The sequence below is a fragment of the Micromonospora sp. NPDC002411 genome (genome assembly GCF_053592955.1).
In genome coordinates, this window is record NZ_JBSFBM010000001.1 from 12,925 (window position 1) to 30,203 (window position 17,279).

Here is a 17,279-nt window from a genome sequence, read left to right on the forward strand (position 1 = left end):
CGGCTCTCTCACCATGATGCAGCGGCGGCTGGGGCGTGACTGGCGGCTGGCGACACTGTTCCTGGCACCGATGGCCCTGCTGGTCGGCGCGCTCGTTCTCGTGCCGATCGCCAGGTCGATCCTCACCAGCACCACCGAACGGCACGGGCAGGACACCGTGTTCGTCGGCCTGGACAACTACCTCGCGCTCATCGGCGACGACCAGTTCCACACGGGCGTGGTGAACTCGTTCGTCTTCACCGCGTACGCCGAGATCTTCAAGGTTGTGCTGGGTTTGTCCGCGGCCCTGCTGCTGCATCATCGCCGTCGCGGGCGGGCCCTGCTGACCGGGCTGCTGCTGGTGCCGTGGGTGGTGCCGACGGTGGTGACGGCGTTCAGCTGGCGCTCCCTGCTCGACCCGATCTTCGGCAGCGTCAACACGCTGCTCACCGCAACCGGAATCGGGCCGTTGCTGGCCAGCGCACACCTGGTCGACAGCTGGCCGGCGGGTTGGCTGTCCGACCCGGAGCTGGCCATGCCGTCGGTGATCCTCGTCAACGTCTGGAAGGGGGTGCCGTTCTTCACCGTGTGTTTCCTCGCGGGGTTGAAGGCCATCCCGGCGGACCTCTACGAGGCGGCGACCATCGACGGCGCCTCGTCGGTGCAGCGGTTCATGAACGTGACGCTGCCCGGGCTGCGTCACGTGCTCACCGTGACGGTGACCCTGTCGTCGATCTGGACGTTCAACAACTTCGACCTCGTCTGGCTGCTGACGCAGGGCGGCCCGGGCGACGTGACAGCGCCGTACGTGCTCATCGCCTACTCGAAGGCGATCCTGCAACTGCAGTACGGCGCCGGCGCGGCGGTCACGCTCGTCATGCTGCCGGTCATCGGCGGGCTGGTGTTCGTCCTGGTCAGGTTGTTGCGCCAGGACACCAACATCAGACTGCCCCGACAACGCCAGGCGGCGTGGCGGATCGGGGCGCGGCGGTGGGCCGGGACGGTGCGGAAGGCGCTGCCGTGGGTCGTCACCGCAGTGGTCACCGGTCTGCTCTTCTGGGCGTCGCCGGAGATCTTCTGGAAGGCGGCGGTGGTCCTCGGGGTGATTCTGCTGATCGCGGTGGCGGTCGGCCGGGTGGTCTCGACCCTGCAGTCCCGGGGCGGTCGACGGTCGTCGTCAGCGGTGTCGGGTCTGGGGTCCTGGGTCGCGCTGGCCGGGTTGCTCTTCTTCGTGCTGGGCCCGCTGTACTGGATCGCCGTCACGGCCTTCAAGTCCGAGGGCCAGGTCGTCATGCGCACCGATGACCTGTGGCCGACGCCGTGGACCCTGGAACAGTTCGGTGCCCTGTTCGCCAACCAGCCGTTCGGCCGCTGGTATCTCAACACCCTGCTGGTGTCCGCGGCGTCCACCGCGGTGGCGCTGATCTGTGCCGCCCTGGCGGGCTACGCACTGGCCCGGCTGCGGTTCCGCGGAGCGCAGGGCTTCACCGTCACGGTGCTGCTCACCTACGTGATGCCGGGCGCGCTGCTGTTCATCCCGCTGTACCAGATGCTCATCGGCGCGCGGCTCACCGACTCGTTGTGGTCGCTGGTGGTGACGTACCCGACCTTCACACTGCCGTTCGCCACCTGGCTGCTGGTCGGTTACTTCTCGTCGATCCCCATCGAGCTGGAGGAGGCCGCGCTCGTCGACGGCTGCACCCGCATCCAGGCGTTCGGCCGGGTGGTGCTGCCACTGGCCAAGCCAGGGCTGCTGGCGGTCGCCCTCTTCACCCTGACCAACGCCTGGAACGAGTTCCTGTTCGCCTTCGTGTTCATCACGAAGGACGAGTACAAGACGCTCCCCGTCGGGATGCAGTCGATGATCGCCGGAGACGTCGTCCCACAAGGACAACTCGCCGCGGCGTCGCTGCTCGTCAGCATCCCAGTCGTGGTCATGTACGCCCTCGGGCAGCGCTTCCTGACCGAAGGTCTCACCGCGGGCGCGGTGAAGGGGTGAGCCGACGGGCCGCTGGTGCCGATCGCGCACCAGCGGCCCGACAACGGACCGTCCCCACGACAGCTCCGGCAAGCGTCGGGTCAACCAGTGACTCGGACCGCTTCCACATCTGCCGCGATCATCGAGAAGACGGCCATGTCATGTGCCTTCTCGCCATCCCAATCGGCCATTCGCAGGGTGCCCTCCCGCTGGTATCCGGCCCTCTCCGCGACCCGCAGGGAAGCGATGTTGTCGAGCCGGGCGCGCAACTGGATACGGCGCATTCCACAATCGGTGAGCGCCCATCGGCCGACCTCGCGGGCGGCCGTGGTCGCGTAACCCCTGCCGCGACGACTGGCCCGCACCCCGTAGCCGATTTCGCCGCGTCCGGCCCTCCAGTCGATGTCCCGCAACCCGATGCTGCCAACGATCTCGCCTTCGGCCGTGTCCACCATCGCCAGACGCACACCGTCGCCGGCCAGCCGTTGGCGCGACAACCCGGTCAGCCACTCGTCCACGTCGGCGACGGTTTGCGGCGAGCCTGGCGGCAGTCCGCTCCGATCATCGGCGGCCACGAACGCCGCCAGCTGGGTGGCGTCCTGCGGGCCGAACTCACGGATCTCCAGACCACCCGAAATGATCTTCACTGGTGCGAACATGGTGGGGAGCGTAGAGCCAGGTCCCAAGTCGTGGCGCACCTTTACCTCGCGGCTGGGAGGGGAACGGGTGCCGGGACGCGTGGCCGCCATGAATACGGTGCGCTCACGCGGTCTCGGTTCCGGTCTGTGCCCGGGTGTAGGTAAGGAAGAGAGATCCGCTGTCCAGAACTGTGTGGTCGGTCAGACGCCAGGTGCGAGGCGCGAAGACGGCCTCGCGACCGAACAGCGGAATACCAGCGCCGACCGTCAGCGGAGCGAGCTTGACGATCAACTGGTCGATCTCCGGGTAGAGGGCCCCGGCCAGGGCACCACCGCCGATCACCCAGATGTCCTTGCCGTCGTGGCGCTTCAGCTCTCGTACCGTGGCAATGGGGTCCTCGGCCATGACCTCGACGGCCGGGTCCGGGCTCTCACCCAGCGTGCGGGAGAACACCAGGTGGCGCAGGTGCGGGTAGGCGTCGGTGACACCGGCCTTCAGCCCCACCTCGTAGGAGTGACGGCCTTCCAGGACGGTGTCGAACCGACTGCCCGCGTCGGTGATGCCGATCGCCTGCCGGGCCGGGCCCGGCAGGGTCTCCGGGTACTCGGCGACGAGGTGGTGCAGGTAGTCGTCCGGGATGGGCCAGAAGCCGTCCGGGCCGGTGGGGTCGGCGCCATCGGGGCCGGCGATGAATCCGTCCAGGGTGACCGCGACGTAGTAGACGAGCTTGCGCACGAGTATCTCCTTGCTCCGGTGCCGGATCCTGTTCTCGATCCGACAAGCTCAGCCTGCTCGGAGACGTGCCCGTTCGCAAGATCGTTTTGTTGCAGGCCCGGAACTCGGAGCCGTCAGGATCCCCATTGCCTGTCCATGCCCTCCACCACTCGGCGTTCTCGCCGGCATTCAGGATCCCGGGTACGGCTCGGGCGGCACCCTGGCGAGCAGCGCCGACAAAACCCGACAGTCCAGCGCGTGCAGATAAGACATTCAAACGGATCGCAAGCCTAATAAAACGGCCCTATGGCGGGCGAATTCGTTTGTCGGCTACGGCTACTCTCGGCGCGCATCCATTCAGGATTCATTGACTCACGGGGAGAGCAGATGAAGCCTTGGCACCTACGCTCGCTCGTCGCAACCGTGGCGGTTGCCGCGATTGCCCTGTCGATCACCAGTCCGGCGGTAGCGGCACCCGCGACCAGTCCGGTGCTCGACATCGCGTCCATCGCCTTCGACAGTACGCAGGTCGACGTCACCGAGAACTACGCGACAGTAAATCTCAACTGGACGATCACCAACCGCTCCACCAAGGCCCGGGGGATCAGCGGCGCTGTTGAACTGCGGCAGTTCGCCGGCAACGAGCAGATCGGCCAACCCCGCACGGTCAGCTACAACCTGGACTGGGGCCGGGCACAGGTCGGGGGTTCGGGGACAGCCCAGGAGTCCACCTACGCCTACCAATTCACGGTCCCGCGCTACGCGCCTGTGGCGGAGACGGTCTGGCGGGTCACCAAGGTGACCATCGCCGACGATGTCGCGCACGCCCGCACGGTGCGCAACCCGGGCCCGGCCGCGCTCACCGTCGCCCAGATCGTCGACGCCGAAGGGCCGGTCGCCGAGCAGTTGTACTTCGACTTCGACCAACCTCGCAGCTTCTACGACGACGGTTCCGGGGTGACGCTGCGCTACGCGGTGTACGTCGTCGACAACTCCGGCTTCAAGAAGGGAAAGCTCACCCTCACCGGCCCGAACGGCACGCGGGTCAGTGGCACCTTCCAGCTCACCCAGGACGGGTCGCAGTGGTCCTGCAACGGCCAGGTCGCCTGGGACCCGACGTGGGTGACGTGCTCCGTCCCGGTCACCGTGCCGGCCGGCTCACCGTCCGGCACCTGGCGGGTCTCCCGGCTCGACCTGACCGACAGTTGGGGCAACACCCGGACCGACACGTCACCGGAAGGAGCGGCTCCGGTCCAGGTGAGCCGCAACGAGGTGCTCAGCGCGTCGAACTTCGCTCTGACCAAGACGGAGGTGAACAACTGGCGCGGTCCGGCCTCGACGGCACTCACCTTCCGGCCGCAGGGCGTGGTTGGTGGCCTGACCTCGGTCGACGTCGAATTGTCGTGGTGCTCCCAGTCGTCACACACCCCGGTGGTCGGTGACGACGGATCAGCCTCGGTAGAGATCGTCCTCCACTCCTCCTGGATGAGCTCCTGCTCGGTCAACGGGGTCAGGCTGACCGACGGGGCGGGCAACGTCGCCCTCTACGGCGCGGCGTACGGTGCTCCCGACCTCGGCCTCACCGTCACCCGGGTGAAGGACGAGAAGGCGCCGGTCGTGCTCTCGGCGACGCTACCCAAGGCGACGTGGACGCAGCAGGAGACCGAGGACGCCTGGGGGCTCGGCTTCGACGTCACTGTCGAGGTGGACGAGTTCGCCAAGATCCAACAGTTCAGCGCGACGATCTACGACAGCAACGGGGAGCCGAAGGGCGGGATGTCCGGCGGTGAGCACGACGACGGCACCGGCGTCTTCCATCTCGCGGTGTCCACCGGCCGAATGGAGCCGGGGCAGTACACGATCGGATTCTCGCTGACCGACGAGGCCGGAAACGACAGCGCTTGGGGCTATCCGAACAACGCCGGCACCCCGATTCCGAACGGTCCGCTGGTCCTGACCGTGGTGCCCGACTGACGTCCCGGTCCGGCCCGGCCCGATGGGTCGGGCCGGGCCGCCGCCCGGTTTCGCGCGCCGTGGCCGTGTCGGTCCGGGTCGGCGCCGGGGCCCGGCCGTGACGGCAGCGCGTTCCGCAGCCACCCGCAGACTGCAATGCTGGCCCCTGCGGCACCTACGCGCCGGCCCGTCGGCGGTAGGACATGATGCCGGCGTGGTCCAGGACGACCACCACGAGCACCACTGCGGTGGCGACCGCGCTGATCGCGAGCAGCGGCATCCGCATGAGCCCCGCCGCAGCCCCCAACACGAACAGGGCCCCGACCCGCGGCCAGGAAAGCCGTCGGTGGATCGCCACCGAGAAGAGGATCCGCCCGACGAGGAACAGCGTCGGACCGCTCAGGATGACGACGACAGCGGTCAGGTCACCGGTCCGCGAGGGGTGGGCGATGCTCAGTTCGGCGCCGACGGCGGTGACGACCAGCCCGGCGATCATCACCAGGTGCACGTATCCGGTGACGACGCCGAGCCGGGACGGGTCGGCGTGTTCGATGGCCGGGCCGAGGCGTTGGCCGGCGGGTGTGACGTAGAGCAGACCGATCAACACAGCGGTGGCGAAGACCAGCAGGAAGGCGGCGGTCTGCGGGAGGTGGAGGTCGGTGCCGGCGTACGAGAGGCCGGCGACCAGTACCAGTTCACCGAGCGCGATGATCATGATTTGTTGGTACCGCTCGGCGAAGTGCTCACCGGCGAGGTGCAACTCCTGTTGGCGGGTCCGGCCCATCAGCGGCGTGGGCCAGCCCAGTCGAGGGCCGGTGAGATCCAGGGCGAGGGCGAGCAGCCAGAGCGGCACCCGCCAGTCCGGCAGGAGCCCACCAGCCAGCCACGGTACGGCGGAGACGCTGAACCAGCAGAGGATCCGCAGCGTCCGGCGCTGCCTCGGATGACCACGTAACGCGAAGGTGGTGACCACACCCCGGGCGATGTGCACCGAGACGTACGCACCGGCGAAGAGCAGACCCCTCCCGTCCAACGCCTGCGGTATCGCCACCCCGACCAGCAGGGCGCCCAGCGCCGACGCGACCAGCAACCACCGCACCGCGGGGCTCTCCGGGTCGTACCAGTCAGCGAACCAGGTCGTGGGCACCCAGATCCACCAGATCCCGGTCAACAGCAGGGCGGTCCGCAGCGCGCCGGCCACGGTGAGGTCGTGCAGCAGGTGCTCGGCCAACTGGCTGAGGGCCAGCACGAACGCCAGGTCGAAGAAGAGCTCCAGGAACGAGGCGCTCAGTGGCGAGTCGCTGCCCCGCAGCAGCCGGTCACCTCGGCTCGCCATCGGCGCTCCCCCCGGTGGCACACACGCCCTGCGTCCGTCGTACCACCCGAAGCCGGCCGCCGGAGGCGAAAGTGGGGTCAGCGGCGGACGCCGACCCCCGCGTACCCGTGTGCGTCCACGGTCTCCGGCTCACCATCCGGTCGCCACCGGGGGGTGGCGACCAGGCCCGGCTCAACCAGGTCGTACCCGGCGAAGAAGCGTGCCGTCTCGGCGCGCGTGCGGGGCACCAGTGGGGCGCTGCTGTTGCGATAGACGGCCTGGCCGCGCTCAGCCAGCGCCGGCGGGATGCCGTCCAACGTCAGGTGGGACACCACCAGGTGACTGCCGGGCGCGGTGGCGTCGCGCAGCCGGGCGACCGCCGCCCACGGGTCGTCGTGGTCCGGCACGAAGTGCAGCACCGCAAGAAGCAGCACCGCCACCGGCTGGTCCAGGTCGAGGGTGGCCCGCACATCCGGGTGGGCCAGCAGCTCGTCCGGCCGTCGCAGGTCGCCCTGAAGAACCGCAGTGCTGGGTACGCCTGCCAGCAACTGCCGGGCGTACGTGACGGCCACCTCGTCGTAGTCGACGTAGACCACCCGCGCGTCGGGTGCCACGGCACGAACCACCTCGTGCACAGCGTCCTGGGTGGGCAGCCCGGCTCCGATGTCCAGGAACTGCCGGACGCCCTGCTCGGCGGCGTACCGGACGGCCCGGCGCAAGAAGTGCCTGTTGGTCTGTGCGGCGACCCCGGTCTCCGGGAAGATCTCCAGCACCCGGTCGGCGGCGGCCCGGTCGGCCGGGAAGTTGTGGCTCCCCCCGAGGAAGTAGTCGTACATCCGGGCGACGTTGGGTGTGGTGGTGACGTCAGGCGCCGGCTGGTCGGTCATGTGAGATCCCTTCGGCGGAGGTGGATCTCGATGTCTAACACCCGCGGCGACGACTCGCTGCCCCCTCGTGTCGTTGATCCGGCAGCGCCCATGGTCGTCGCTGACCACGGTGGGGGCACCGACTCAACGAGGAGGTAAGCCGATGACCGCTCAGCGCGAAACCGTGCAGGTCGACCACGACCTGTTCCGCGCCGTGTACGACTCGCCCGCGTCACTGCCCGGCCGACACCGCTGGACCACCCCGGAGGCGGACGTCCGGCGGTTGGAGAAGCTGCTCGGCATGCCGGCGCGCAGCATCGGGGCGCCGCTCTGGGTCAGCGGCGACGAACCGGACTGCCCGAAGTGCGGCCGGCGGGTCACCTGGTACGACATCGTCTCGTCGGCGCTCTCCGGGCTGCACGACAAGGCCATGATCGCCACGGTCATCCTTGGCGAGCGCAAGTACGTCAACACCGAGATCCCCGATGCCATCGCCGGCGTGCGCTGCTCCGACTGCCACACCGCGATCGACGGCCTGCGCAGCTTCAAGTGCCACAACTGGGCGTACGCCTTCGAGGCGCTGGAGGCCGTCCGCGAGCGGATGGCCGGCGGTCCCGTGCCGGCCTGAGCCGGGTGGCTCAGTCGGCCGAGCGGCGGGTGGGGCGGCGGCCGGGCGGGGAGGCTGGTTCCGGCCCGGGGTCGGGCACCTGCGGCATCGGCACGGTGACCGCCTCGGCACCGGTGATCCGTATCGACTCGCCGTGGTGCCACACCTCGACCTCGGTGTCGGAGGCGGCGTCGGGCAGTTCGTAGCGGGCCTCGGTGGGAGTCAGCGTGACCCGCAGCCGGTGGCCGCGCCACCGCAGGCTGAACGCCAACCGGTCGATCCGACGCGGCAGCCGCGGGTCGAACGAGAGCACCCCGCGGTCGTCACGCAGCCCGCCGAAGCCCTGCACGAGTGCCAACCACGCGCCGGCCAGCGAGGCCAGGTGCAGTCCGTCGGCGGTCTTGTCGCCCAGGTCCGCCAGGTCCTGGAGGACCGACTCGGCGAACAGGTCGTACGCCAGATCCAGGTGTCCGACCTCGGCGGCCAGGACGGCCTGCGGCGCGGCCGACAGCGACGAGTCGCGGACCGTTCGGGCCTCGTAGTAGGTCAGGTTGCGGGCCTTCTCCGCGGCGGTGAACTCACCGGGGCAAAGCTGCATGGCGAGCACCAGGTCGGCCTGCTTCACCACCTGCTTGCGGTACAGCTCCAGGTACGGGAAGTGCAGCAGCAGCGGGTAGTCGTCCTCGCCGGTGTTCGCGAAGTCCCACTCGGGCTGCTCGGTGAAACCGGCGGCCTGCTCGTGCACCAGGCGCTTGTCGTCGTACGGAACGACCATCGCGTCGGCGGCGGCCCGCCAGCCGACCACCTCGTCGTGGTCCACGCCGAACCGGCCGGCCAGATCGGGGTGACGCTCGGCGGCGTCCGCCGCGCCCCGCAGGTTGCGCTTCGCCATCAGGTTGGTGAAGACGTTGTCGTCGACCAGCGCGGCGTACTCGTCCGGGCCGGTCACCCCGTGCAGGTGGAAGTCGCCGGTGTCGGACCAGTGGCCGAAGCCGTGCCAGAGCCGGGCCGTCTCCACCAGCAACTCCAGCCCCGCGTCGGCGAGGAAGCGCTGGTCGTCGGTGGCCGCCAGGTAGCGCAGCACCGCATCGGCGATGTCGGCGTTGACGTGCAGCGCGGCCGTGCCAGCCGGCCAGTAGCCGGAGCACTCCCGGCCGCCGATGGTGCGCCACGGGAAGGTGGCGCCGGTCAGCCGCAGCTCGCGGGCCCGCTCCCGGGCCTCCGGCAGGTGCGCGTGCCGCCAGGTCAGCGCCGAACGGACCACCGCCGGGGCCAGGTAGGTGAGCACCGGCAGGACGTAGCTCTCGGTGTCCCAGAGGACGTGCCCGTCGTAGCCGTTGCCGGTCAACCCCTTGGCCGAGATCGTCCGGTCCGAGTCCGGCCGACCGGCCTGGATCAGGTGGAACATCGCGAACCGAACCGCCTGCTGAAGCTCCTGATCGCCGTCGAGCTGCACGTCGGCGACCTGCCAGGCCGCGTCCAGGGCGGCACGCTGGTCAGTCAGGAGTGCGTCGAAGCCGTCCGCGCGGGCCGCGTCCGCCTCGGCGGAGACCAGGGCGGCCAACTCGTCGACGGGTACGCCGTCGACCGCCGCCCACTCGTACGCGGCGAACTTCGTCAGCCGCAGCCGCTCCCCCGGATGCAGGCGACCCGTCACGGTCAGCCGTACCCGGTCCGGGGTGCAGTCGCCGGTGGTGGTGACCGTGTCCGGCCCGTCCACGAGGTGACTGACCGCGACCGCCACGCGCTGGCCGCTGCGCTCGGTACGGTGCACCAGCACCCCGTCGAGGCCGCTCGCGTCGTACGACTCGGCGGTCAGCGGGTCGGTGGGCACCGAGGCCGCTCGGGGGTCGTCGGAGCGCTCCGGCACCTTCTCGTTGGCCAGCAGGTCCGAGCAGACCCGCAGCTCGACGGGGGCGTCCAGCGCCTCGACCTCGTACCGGACCGCGGCCACCGGTCGGCGCGGCAGGGACACCAGTCTGGTGCTGCGGATCCGCACCCCCTTCCCGGAAGGGGAGATCCACTCGGTGTCCCGACGCAGCACGCCGGTACGCAGGTCGAGCACCCGTTCGTGGCTGCGCAGCGTCCCGGTCCGGATGTCCAGCGGCTCGTCGCCGACCCAGAGCCGAATCAGCGCGGCGTTCGGCGCGCTGATGACCGTGTCACTTTCCCGCGGAAAGGCATACCCCTCCTCGGGGTAGCTCAGCTCGCGTCGCTCGTGCAGGCCGTTGACGTAGCTGCCCGGCATCCCGCACGGCGCGCCCTCGTCCAGGACACCGCGCCATCCGACCCACCCGTTACCCAGCGCGAAGATCGACTCGGTCTCGCCGAGCCGGTCCAGATCGGCCGCCGTACGCCGGATCCGCCACGTTTCGTCGGCCTCCGTCCCGGCAGCGGGCGGCGGTTGGTCGGTGGCCGAACTGGTGTGCACGAAGCCTCCTGTGGATGCCGACGTCCCTGACCAGCCAAGCAGAGCCGGCTGTACGAATGCTGGACGAAGGTCGTGCCGGCGGCCCGACCTTCGACAGCGGCGATGCCCTGTGCCGCGTTCCTAGGGTGTCTCCAAGGTGAACGGGGTATGAACATGGAGTGAGGTGAGGCATGGCCGACAACGGCAGCATTGACGTTCCGGAGATCAGCGCCGAGTGGTACCGCGACGTCGTCGACGCCGCTGCCGCCAGCCCAGAGCCGGTGCAGTGGTTCGTCGGGCACGCGACCGAGGGGGTGATCCTGCTGCTCGGCGCGCTACTGCTGATCGCCGCGCTGGGCCGCCGCTCCGGCGGCCCCCGCGACCGGGCACTCGCCCTGATCTCGCCGCTGCCTGCCCTCCTGGCGTACGTGGGCAGCGAATGGTTCAAGACCGTGGTGGACGAGGATCGCCCCTGCCGGACGGTCGGCCGGGCGATCATCGCGGGTGCCTGCCCACCCCCGGGTGACTGGTCGTTCCCCAGCAACCACGCCACGGTGGCCGGCGCGCTGGCGGTCACCACGCTGTTGCTCTCCCGGCGGCTCGGACTGGTCGCGCTGCCACTGGCCGCGCTCGGCGCCTTCTCCCGGGTCTTCGTGGGGGTGCACTACCCGCACGACGTCATCGCGGGCGTGCTGTTCGGCGCTCTGGTCGCCGTGGTGGCAACCCCGCTGCTGGCCCGACCCACCACCGAGTTGCTGCGTCGCCGCACCCGAACCCCGATCCCCAAGCTGGCCGGCCGCCCGAACCCCTGACCCGCCAGGCGCTGGGGGATCAGAGTGACAGCAGGAGTGCGCCCGCCGTGCCCAGCAGGAGAAACGGGCCAAAGGGCAGATGCGTGTTCCAGTGCGCCCGGCGGGCGGCGAGCAGACCCACGCTCAGCAGCGCGGACAGCCCGAAGGCGAGCAGCAGCCCGAGTACCAGCACCGGCCAGCCGTACCAACCGAGCAGGGCTCCCACGCTGAGCGCCAACTTGGCGTCGCCGAGCCCGAAGCCACGACGCCCGAGCAGCAGCGTGGTGCTGGCGAAGAAGAGCGCCAGCCCGACGCCAGCAATGACCGCCCGCAGCCAGTGCCCCGGCTCGGCGTCGAGCGCGGCGACGCCGAGCAGGAGCCAGGTCCCGGCAGCCGCCGGCAGGGTGAGTCGGTCCGGTAGGCGGTGCACGGCCAGGTCGACGAGGACCGCCGGGATTGTCCAGCCCAGCCACCAGGCCAGCGCCGGCAGCGCCCCGCCCGAGGAGCCGGCCAGAGCGAGCAGCAGCACCACCGCGGCGAGCACTGCCACCTCGACCACGCCGGGAGGCGGGCCGACCCGCGTCCGGCAGCGACCGCACCGGGCCGTCGGACCGAGCGCCGGCCAGGGCCGGGTCAGGCCGATCGGCGCGCCGCAGGCGTCACAGCCGGTCCGGCTGGGCATGCCCGGGGGTACGGCGTAGCGCAGCGCGGCCATCCGCATCAGCGGGACGACCGTGAGGATCGCGAGCCCCGTCGACAGCCGGGTGCGTGCCGCCGCCGAAACGCGGTCCGTCGTGCCGCCGGTCGGTGGGGCTGCCGGGCTCCGATCGGGTGGGTTCTCCCGACCAGGGACGGCTGCCGGGGGGCCGGTCAGCGCCATGTCGCCTCCGCAACGCCCCTGCGCTCCACCGTGAAGGTGAACACGGATCGTGACTGGACGATCGCCACGGTGTGGCGGATGGCGCAGAAAGCGACAGTCTCGCCCGGTCGCCGTGGGGCACCGTCGAGCTGATCCGGGCCGGACAACTCGTCGAACGAGGCGGACCCTCGACAGGCCGGCGACGCCGCTGGGATGCCGGGATCAAGCCGCGATGTCCCACTCCTGGGGACGACGGCGGGGCATCGGCGACCCAGCCCGCCCCGGCGACGCCCGATCTCCGACGGCCCCTCGCCCGGCCATTGCCCGGTGCGCAGTGCGGACACCCACCACCACCACCTGTCATCACTCAGAGTGTTCGGTTGAATTGCCTCTGTTGCATCGGCGAGCGTCAGCCTATGCTCGCCCCTTGGGTGTGACGCAAGCCTCACCTCGACAACCGGAAGACACAGGACCTTGCATTTGTAGAAGATCCGTAACGGTGAATGCAGAAGCGCAATGAACAGCTCCGGATGTGCTGATCCGGGCGCGTTTCCGCATGCCCGACGGCGGTGACCCCTCACCGCTCCGGGCGACCACGAGGAGGCTCGACGGTGCGCGGACGGCAGCTCAGACGAGCGGCAATCTGCCTGCTGGCGGTCGTGGCGGCAGCGCCGCTCACCGCCTGCGCCAACGGACGGGAGTCGGTCGAACGACCGGCGGCACCCCGTGCGGACGAACAACGGACCGATCCCGAGATTGATCGGCAAGCCGCCGAAAAGGCGGCACTTGACGCGTACTCCGGTTATCTCGCAGCCTCGCGGACGGCGAGCGGGCGTAGCGATCCACGGGCGCCGGAACTCACCCGGTATCTCGCTGATCCACTCCTCACTCGGGTCCAATTGTCCATTCGCGACGCTAAGGAGCACGGCGCTATGCGTACCGGGACGGTGAAGTCCGACCCGACCGTGATCGCGGTCAGCCTGGACGCGAAGCCGGCCACCGTGGAGATCCAGGACTGCCTGGACACGACCGGCTACCGGCTGGTCTACGCCAAGGACAAGCGCGTGGTCCCCGGCAGCGGAGGCGGCAGGCACTTCTCCACCGCCACCGCGACCCGGTATCCCGACGGACGCTGGCTGATCAACGCTGGCACCACGCACCGGGACCAGCCGTGCTGACGTCCGGAGCACGCTCACGCCGCGCTGGCACATCCTGGCGGGCCCTCGCCGGGGTCGGCCTCGCCTTCCTGCTGGTGGTGGGCGCGACCCCGCCGGCAGCCGCCACCGCTGGACGCGCCGACCCGGGGGCCAACTGCCCACCGGACCAGCCGGACTGCAACGTCTGGGACGACGAGCCCGGCAACCCGGGCGACCCGGGCGGCGGCGGTGACGACGGCGGTGGAGACGACGGCGGTGGTGGCGGTGGTGGCGTCTGCCGGTGGGACGGCCGGACGGTCCCCTGCTACGACGAGTTCAAGGGCTGGTTCAACAGCGGTGACGGCTGCTACTACAAGTTGTCAGTGCCCCAGCGTGAGGCACCCGAGGGTCAGCAGTGGTACGTGCAGACCTGCAACGGCGGCGCGGACGTGGGCAACCAGACCGAGGTGTTGCTGGACGAGCCACCGGCCGGCTTCGGCGCACCACCCAATCCGGAGGAGTTGGCCCGTCGCGCCCTCGCCTCGATCAAGTTGCTGCCGGCGCCCCTGAAGGTCGCACCCCGCAAGAACATCGGCCCCGGCCTGGTCGGCCTGCCGGTGTGGCTGTGGGCGAACCCGGGCGAGGACTACTTCGGCCCGCTGACCGCCAGTGCGACCGACCGGAACGTGACCGTCGAGATCACAGCGGCGGTCAGCCGGATCGTCTGGGACATGGGCAACGGCGAGAAGATCACCTGCCATTCGGCCGGCACCCCGTACGACCCGAAGAACGAGGACCTCGCCGGCCGCGAGTCCCCGGACTGCGGCGACCCCGACGGCTACCCGAAGGCCGACGAGTACACGATCAGCGCCACCACGCACTGGACAGTGACCTGGCGTGGCGGCGGCCAGACCGGAGAGATCCCGGTGACCCGCCGCAGCGGGAACGTACAGATCCAGATCAACGAACTCCAGGTGGTGACCCGGTGAGTGAGCCGATTGTGCGATCCCCGCGAACGGAGATGACCCAGTGAGCCTCGCGACGCGCAACGGCACCCCACCGGTCGACGCTCCGGTCACCCCGCCGACCGTGGTCCGGCAGCGGCGGGTACGCCCCGGGCTGCTCGGTCTCGCCGTACTCCTGATCGCCCTCGGTGGGCTCGGGGCGGCGTTCGCTGTCACCTCGGTCCGGGCCACCGGCAGCTACCTGGCGGTGGCCCGACCGGTGGAGGTGGGTCGCGAGATCAGCGCCGCCGACCTGGTCAGTGTGCAGGTCGCCGGTGGTCAGGGATTGCGCCCGGTGCCCGCCGGGCGGCTCGACGAGGTGGTCGGCAAACGCGCCGCGGTGGCGCTGGTCCCGGGCACCCTGCTCACGCTGGGGCAGGTCACCGACGACCCGTTGCTCGGCCCCGGCCAACAGCAGATCGCGCTCGGCCTGAAGACCGCCCAGGTGCCGGCCCGCGAACTGCACCCCGGCGACAAGGTCCTGCTGGTGAGCACGCCGGACCGCAGCAACACCACCGGGGACGCGGCAGCCGCCGCCGGCACGAGGTTCTCGGCCACCGTCATCGACATGGTCAGCCCGGCAAACAACGACAAAGTCCTGTACCTGGCGCTGGTCACCCGCGACGTACCGGCGGTGGTGGCGCTCGCCGCACAGAACCGGCTCGCCGTCGTGCTGACCGAGACGGCGTGAGCATGGCGATCATCGCGCTGGTGTCAGCGAAGGGCTCGCCCGGCGTCACGACGTCGGCGCTCGCCTGCGCGCTGACCTGGCACCGACGGCTGGTCCTCGCCGAGTGCGACCCGGCCGGCGGCTCGATCCTCGCCGGCTACCTCGGCGGTCAACTGGACGGGCCACGCGGCCTCGGCGAGTTGGCCGTCGGGGAGCTACGCGACGGCAACCTGGAAACCGCGTTCTGGTCGCAGCTCGTCGACCTGGACGCACCCCGCCGGGAACGACTGCTGCTGCCCGGGCTCGTCGACCCCGCCCAGGGCGGCAGTGTCACCCCGCTCTGGCAACGCTTCGCCGACTACTTCGACGCCCTGGACCGTGGCACCCCCGGCTACGACGTCCTGGTCGACTGTGGTCGGCTGCACGTCAACGGGCCGCCCTGGCCGGTGCTCCGGGCCGCGTCGGTGGTGCTCCTGGTGACCGGGGCGCACCTGCCGGACCTCTCCGGCACCCGCGCGGTGGTCACCGCTATCGAACGGGACTTCGCCGAGCACCGGGTGCCGCCGGGCACCCTGCGGCTGCTGCTGGTCGGTGATGGTCACGGGCGAGCCGAGATCAGCCGCGCCCTGAAACTGCCGGTGATCGCACGGCTGCCGCAGGACCCGCGTACCGCCGGGGTGCTGGCCCTGGGTGGAACCGTGCGGGCCGGACGGCCGCTGATGCGCGCGGCCAGCGCGCTGGAGGTGCCGATCGGCGCGCTGCTGGAACGACGGCGCGCCCGGTTGGCGTGGCCCGTGCAGCAGGGGGTGCCGGATGCGGTTTGAGCCGGTCTCCGCCGACCCCCGTCAACAGCCACCAGGCGTCACCTCCACCGCGCCGCCCCTGGCCAGCCCGAACGGCCGGCACCAACAGCACGGGCCGGTGCCGCAGCCGCAGCCCACGGCCACCGCGCAACCGGAACTGGCGCCCCGACCGCGGATGGACTTCCAGGTGGTCCGGGAGCTGCGTCGGGAACTCACCGAGCGGCTCACCCTGTGGCAGCGTGGCCGGGAGTTCACAGTCGACGAGGAGGACACCGAGCGGGCCCGACTCGCCGTCATGGTGGTCGCCGCATACGCGGACTCCGTACGCCGGGCCGGCACTCCGATGGCCGCCGGTGAGGAACGTCTGCTGCTCGACCAGGTGACCGCCGAGCTGGTCGGGCTCGGCCGGCTACAGACCCTGCTGGTCGACGACACCATCGAGGAAGTGCACATCCTCGGCTGCGACCAGGTACGCATCACCCGGCACGGCGGCGGGGTCGACTGGGCCGAGCCGATCGCCGACAGCGACGCCGAACTGGTGGAGATCCTCCAGGCGGCGGCCCGTCGGGCGGGCGCGACCGAGCGGTCCCTGTCCACTGTGAAGCCCACCCTCGACCTGCAACTGCCCGACGGCAGCCGGCTGGCGGCGGTGTTCCTGGTCAGCCACCGTCCGTACGCGGTGATCCGCAAGCACAACACCCTGGACGTGGGCCTGGACGACGTGGCGGGCGCCCGGGGTGACCTGGACGAAATGATCGACCCGCTGCTGCGCGACTTCCTCCGCGCGGCGATGCGCGCCGGCCTGAACATCATGGTCGCGGGCTTGGCAGGGGCCGGTAAGACCACGATCATCCGGGCCCTGATGAACGAGATCCCGCCGGACGAGCCGTACGTGCTGCTGGAGGAGAGCCGCGAGCTGCTACCGGCCCGCCGCCGGGAGCGACACCGGGCGGTGATGAGTTTCGAGGCCCGGGAAGGGCACGGCGAGCGCGGCTTCGACGGCCGCCCGGCCGGCGAGGTGACCATCGCCGACCTGATCCCGCTGTCGCTGCGGATGGGTGTGCTGCGCATCATCGTGGGTGAGGTGCGGTCCCGGGAGATCGTGCCGATGCTCCAGGCGATGACCACCAGCCGTGGCTCGATGTGCACCATCCACGCCCGCACCGCTGCCGGGGTGGGTGAACGGATCGTCGAGTTGGCGCTGGCGCACGGCCGTGAGATGACAGTCGACCAGGCCCGCCGGATGGCCGGCAACGCCCTCGACCTGATCGTCTACGTCACCGTCGAGGACGAGACCGCGATCGGCGGACGTAAACACCGGTTCGTCTCGCACGTCGAGGAGGTGATCGGGGCCGGCGAGGCCGGTCGGATCACCACCACCACCGTCTTCGGGCCCGGCCCGGACGGCCGCGCGGTCCCGAGGCACCTGCCGGAGCGGGTCCGTGACCAACTGCTGCGGGTGGGGTACGACGTACGGCTGCTGACCAGGTGGATCGAGGCCGGTGCCGGTGCCTGGCGGCGACCCCGGCAGACCCGACTGGCCCGGCGGTGACGT

Annotated in this window: 15 protein-coding genes; 9 read left to right on the forward strand and 6 right to left on the reverse strand. The window is 70.5% G+C overall.

All coding sequences use genetic code 11. The features are described from left to right. Positions 1–16 precede the first annotated feature (16 nt). A complete protein-coding gene (locus ACWCO3_RS00080; protein WP_357931461.1) occupies positions 17–1,978 on the forward strand; it encodes an ABC transporter permease in 1,962 nt (653 codons plus the stop codon). An 80-nt stretch (positions 1,979–2,058) separates the two neighbouring features. On the opposite strand, the gene ACWCO3_RS00085 is transcribed toward ACWCO3_RS00080, so the two are convergent. Both ACWCO3_RS00085 and ACWCO3_RS00090 read right to left on the reverse strand, forming a co-directional pair. Further along, positions 2,059–2,655, reverse strand: coding sequence for a GNAT family N-acetyltransferase (locus ACWCO3_RS00085; RefSeq protein ID WP_450007640.1), 597 nt, complete (start codon positions 2,653–2,655; stop codon positions 2,059–2,061). Positions 2,656–2,719: 64 nt separating this feature from the next. Continuing rightward, on the reverse strand, positions 2,720–3,331 hold the full coding sequence (locus tag ACWCO3_RS00090; protein WP_145778127.1) for a dihydrofolate reductase family protein: 612 nt from the start codon (positions 3,329–3,331) through the stop codon (positions 2,720–2,722). A gap of 366 nt (positions 3,332–3,697) precedes the next feature. Between ACWCO3_RS00090 and ACWCO3_RS00095 the strand changes: the two genes are divergently transcribed. Continuing rightward, entirely contained in the window at positions 3,698–5,284 is a 1,587-nt protein-coding gene (locus ACWCO3_RS00095) for a hypothetical protein (RefSeq protein WP_450007642.1), read from the forward strand. A 154-nt stretch (positions 5,285–5,438) separates the two neighbouring features. On the opposite strand, the gene ACWCO3_RS00100 is transcribed toward ACWCO3_RS00095, so the two are convergent. Together ACWCO3_RS00100 and ACWCO3_RS00105 are read right to left on the reverse strand one after the other, a co-directional pair. Continuing rightward, positions 5,439–6,599, reverse strand: a complete 1,161-nt coding sequence (locus ACWCO3_RS00100) for a low temperature requirement protein A (RefSeq protein ID WP_358162316.1) — start codon at positions 6,597–6,599, stop codon at positions 5,439–5,441. Between the two features lie 77 nt (positions 6,600–6,676). Beyond that, complete coding sequence (locus ACWCO3_RS00105; RefSeq protein WP_145778130.1) at positions 6,677–7,465, reverse strand: SAM-dependent methyltransferase; 789 nt, start codon at positions 7,463–7,465, stop codon at positions 6,677–6,679. 142 nt (positions 7,466–7,607) lie between these two features. Here ACWCO3_RS00105 and ACWCO3_RS00110 point away from each other — a divergent pair, with 142 nt between their 5' ends. Next, positions 7,608–8,072 (forward strand): hypothetical protein, encoded by a 465-nt coding sequence (locus ACWCO3_RS00110; RefSeq protein WP_145778131.1) that lies wholly within the window; start codon positions 7,608–7,610, stop codon positions 8,070–8,072. A 10-nt stretch (positions 8,073–8,082) separates the two neighbouring features. Here ACWCO3_RS00110 and ACWCO3_RS00115 read toward each other — a convergent pair whose 3' ends face one another. Beyond that, positions 8,083–10,482: a glycoside hydrolase family 65 protein gene (locus tag ACWCO3_RS00115; RefSeq protein WP_358162320.1), complete on the reverse strand. Its 2,400-nt coding sequence runs from the start codon at positions 10,480–10,482 to the stop codon at positions 8,083–8,085. A gap of 170 nt (positions 10,483–10,652) precedes the next feature. On the opposite strand from ACWCO3_RS00115, the gene ACWCO3_RS00120 reads away from it, so the two are divergent. Then, the gene (locus ACWCO3_RS00120; RefSeq protein ID WP_145778133.1) at positions 10,653–11,273 is read left to right on the forward strand and encodes a phosphatase PAP2 family protein; all 621 of its coding nucleotides are present in this window, start codon (positions 10,653–10,655) and stop codon (positions 11,271–11,273) included. A 19-nt stretch (positions 11,274–11,292) separates the two neighbouring features. On the opposite strand, the gene ACWCO3_RS00125 is transcribed toward ACWCO3_RS00120, so the two are convergent. Beyond that, positions 11,293–12,132 carry a prepilin peptidase gene (locus ACWCO3_RS00125; RefSeq protein ID WP_145778134.1) on the reverse strand — a complete coding sequence of 280 codons (840 nt, stop codon included), beginning with the start codon at positions 12,130–12,132 and terminating at the stop codon, positions 11,293–11,295. 590 nt (positions 12,133–12,722) lie between these two features. Here ACWCO3_RS00125 and ACWCO3_RS00130 point away from each other — a divergent pair. From ACWCO3_RS00130 to ACWCO3_RS00150, 5 genes are read left to right on the forward strand one after another with little or no spacing between them, the layout of a single operon-like run. Continuing rightward, entirely contained in the window at positions 12,723–13,289 is a 567-nt protein-coding gene (locus ACWCO3_RS00130; protein WP_358162322.1) for a hypothetical protein, read from the forward strand. Continuing rightward, positions 13,283–14,236 (forward strand): hypothetical protein, encoded by a 954-nt coding sequence (locus tag ACWCO3_RS00135; protein ID WP_450007648.1) that lies wholly within the window; start codon positions 13,283–13,285, stop codon positions 14,234–14,236. The genes ACWCO3_RS00130 and ACWCO3_RS00135 overlap by 7 nt, the downstream gene beginning before the upstream one ends. A 40-nt stretch (positions 14,237–14,276) precedes the next feature. Next, a complete protein-coding gene (locus tag ACWCO3_RS00140) occupies positions 14,277–14,942 on the forward strand; it encodes an SAF domain-containing protein (RefSeq protein ID WP_145778136.1) in 666 nt (221 codons plus the stop codon). A gap of 2 nt (positions 14,943–14,944) precedes the next feature. After that, the gene (locus ACWCO3_RS00145) at positions 14,945–15,745 is read left to right on the forward strand and encodes a P-loop NTPase family protein (protein WP_145778137.1); all 801 of its coding nucleotides are present in this window, start codon (positions 14,945–14,947) and stop codon (positions 15,743–15,745) included. Next, entirely contained in the window at positions 15,735–17,276 is a 1,542-nt protein-coding gene (locus tag ACWCO3_RS00150) for a CpaF family protein (protein ID WP_450007649.1), read from the forward strand. The genes ACWCO3_RS00145 and ACWCO3_RS00150 overlap by 11 nt, the downstream gene beginning before the upstream one ends. Positions 17,277–17,279: the final 3 nt, after the last annotated feature.

Excerpts from the sequence above, each read along its gene's own strand:
- ACWCO3_RS00080 (WP_357931461.1), top strand. The coding sequence starts at position 17 with ATGCAGCGGCGGCTGGGGCGTGACTGGCGGCTGGCGACACTGTTCCTG.
- ACWCO3_RS00150 (WP_450007649.1), top strand. The coding sequence starts at position 15,735 with ATGCGGTTTGAGCCGGTCTCCGCCGACCCCCGTCAACAGCCACCAGGC.
- ACWCO3_RS00095 (WP_450007642.1), top strand. The coding sequence starts at position 3,698 with ATGAAGCCTTGGCACCTACGCTCGCTCGTCGCAACCGTGGCGGTTGCC.
- ACWCO3_RS00110 (WP_145778131.1), top strand. The coding sequence starts at position 7,608 with ATGACCGCTCAGCGCGAAACCGTGCAGGTCGACCACGACCTGTTCCGC.
- ACWCO3_RS00105 (WP_145778130.1), bottom strand. The coding sequence starts at position 7,465 with ATGACCGACCAGCCGGCGCCTGACGTCACCACCACACCCAACGTCGCC.
- ACWCO3_RS00125 (WP_145778134.1), bottom strand. The coding sequence starts at position 12,132 with ATGGCGCTGACCGGCCCCCCGGCAGCCGTCCCTGGTCGGGAGAACCCA.
- ACWCO3_RS00100 (WP_358162316.1), bottom strand. The coding sequence starts at position 6,599 with ATGGCGAGCCGAGGTGACCGGCTGCTGCGGGGCAGCGACTCGCCACTG.
- ACWCO3_RS00120 (WP_145778133.1), top strand. The coding sequence starts at position 10,653 with ATGGCCGACAACGGCAGCATTGACGTTCCGGAGATCAGCGCCGAGTGG.
- ACWCO3_RS00145 (WP_145778137.1), top strand. The coding sequence starts at position 14,945 with ATGGCGATCATCGCGCTGGTGTCAGCGAAGGGCTCGCCCGGCGTCACG.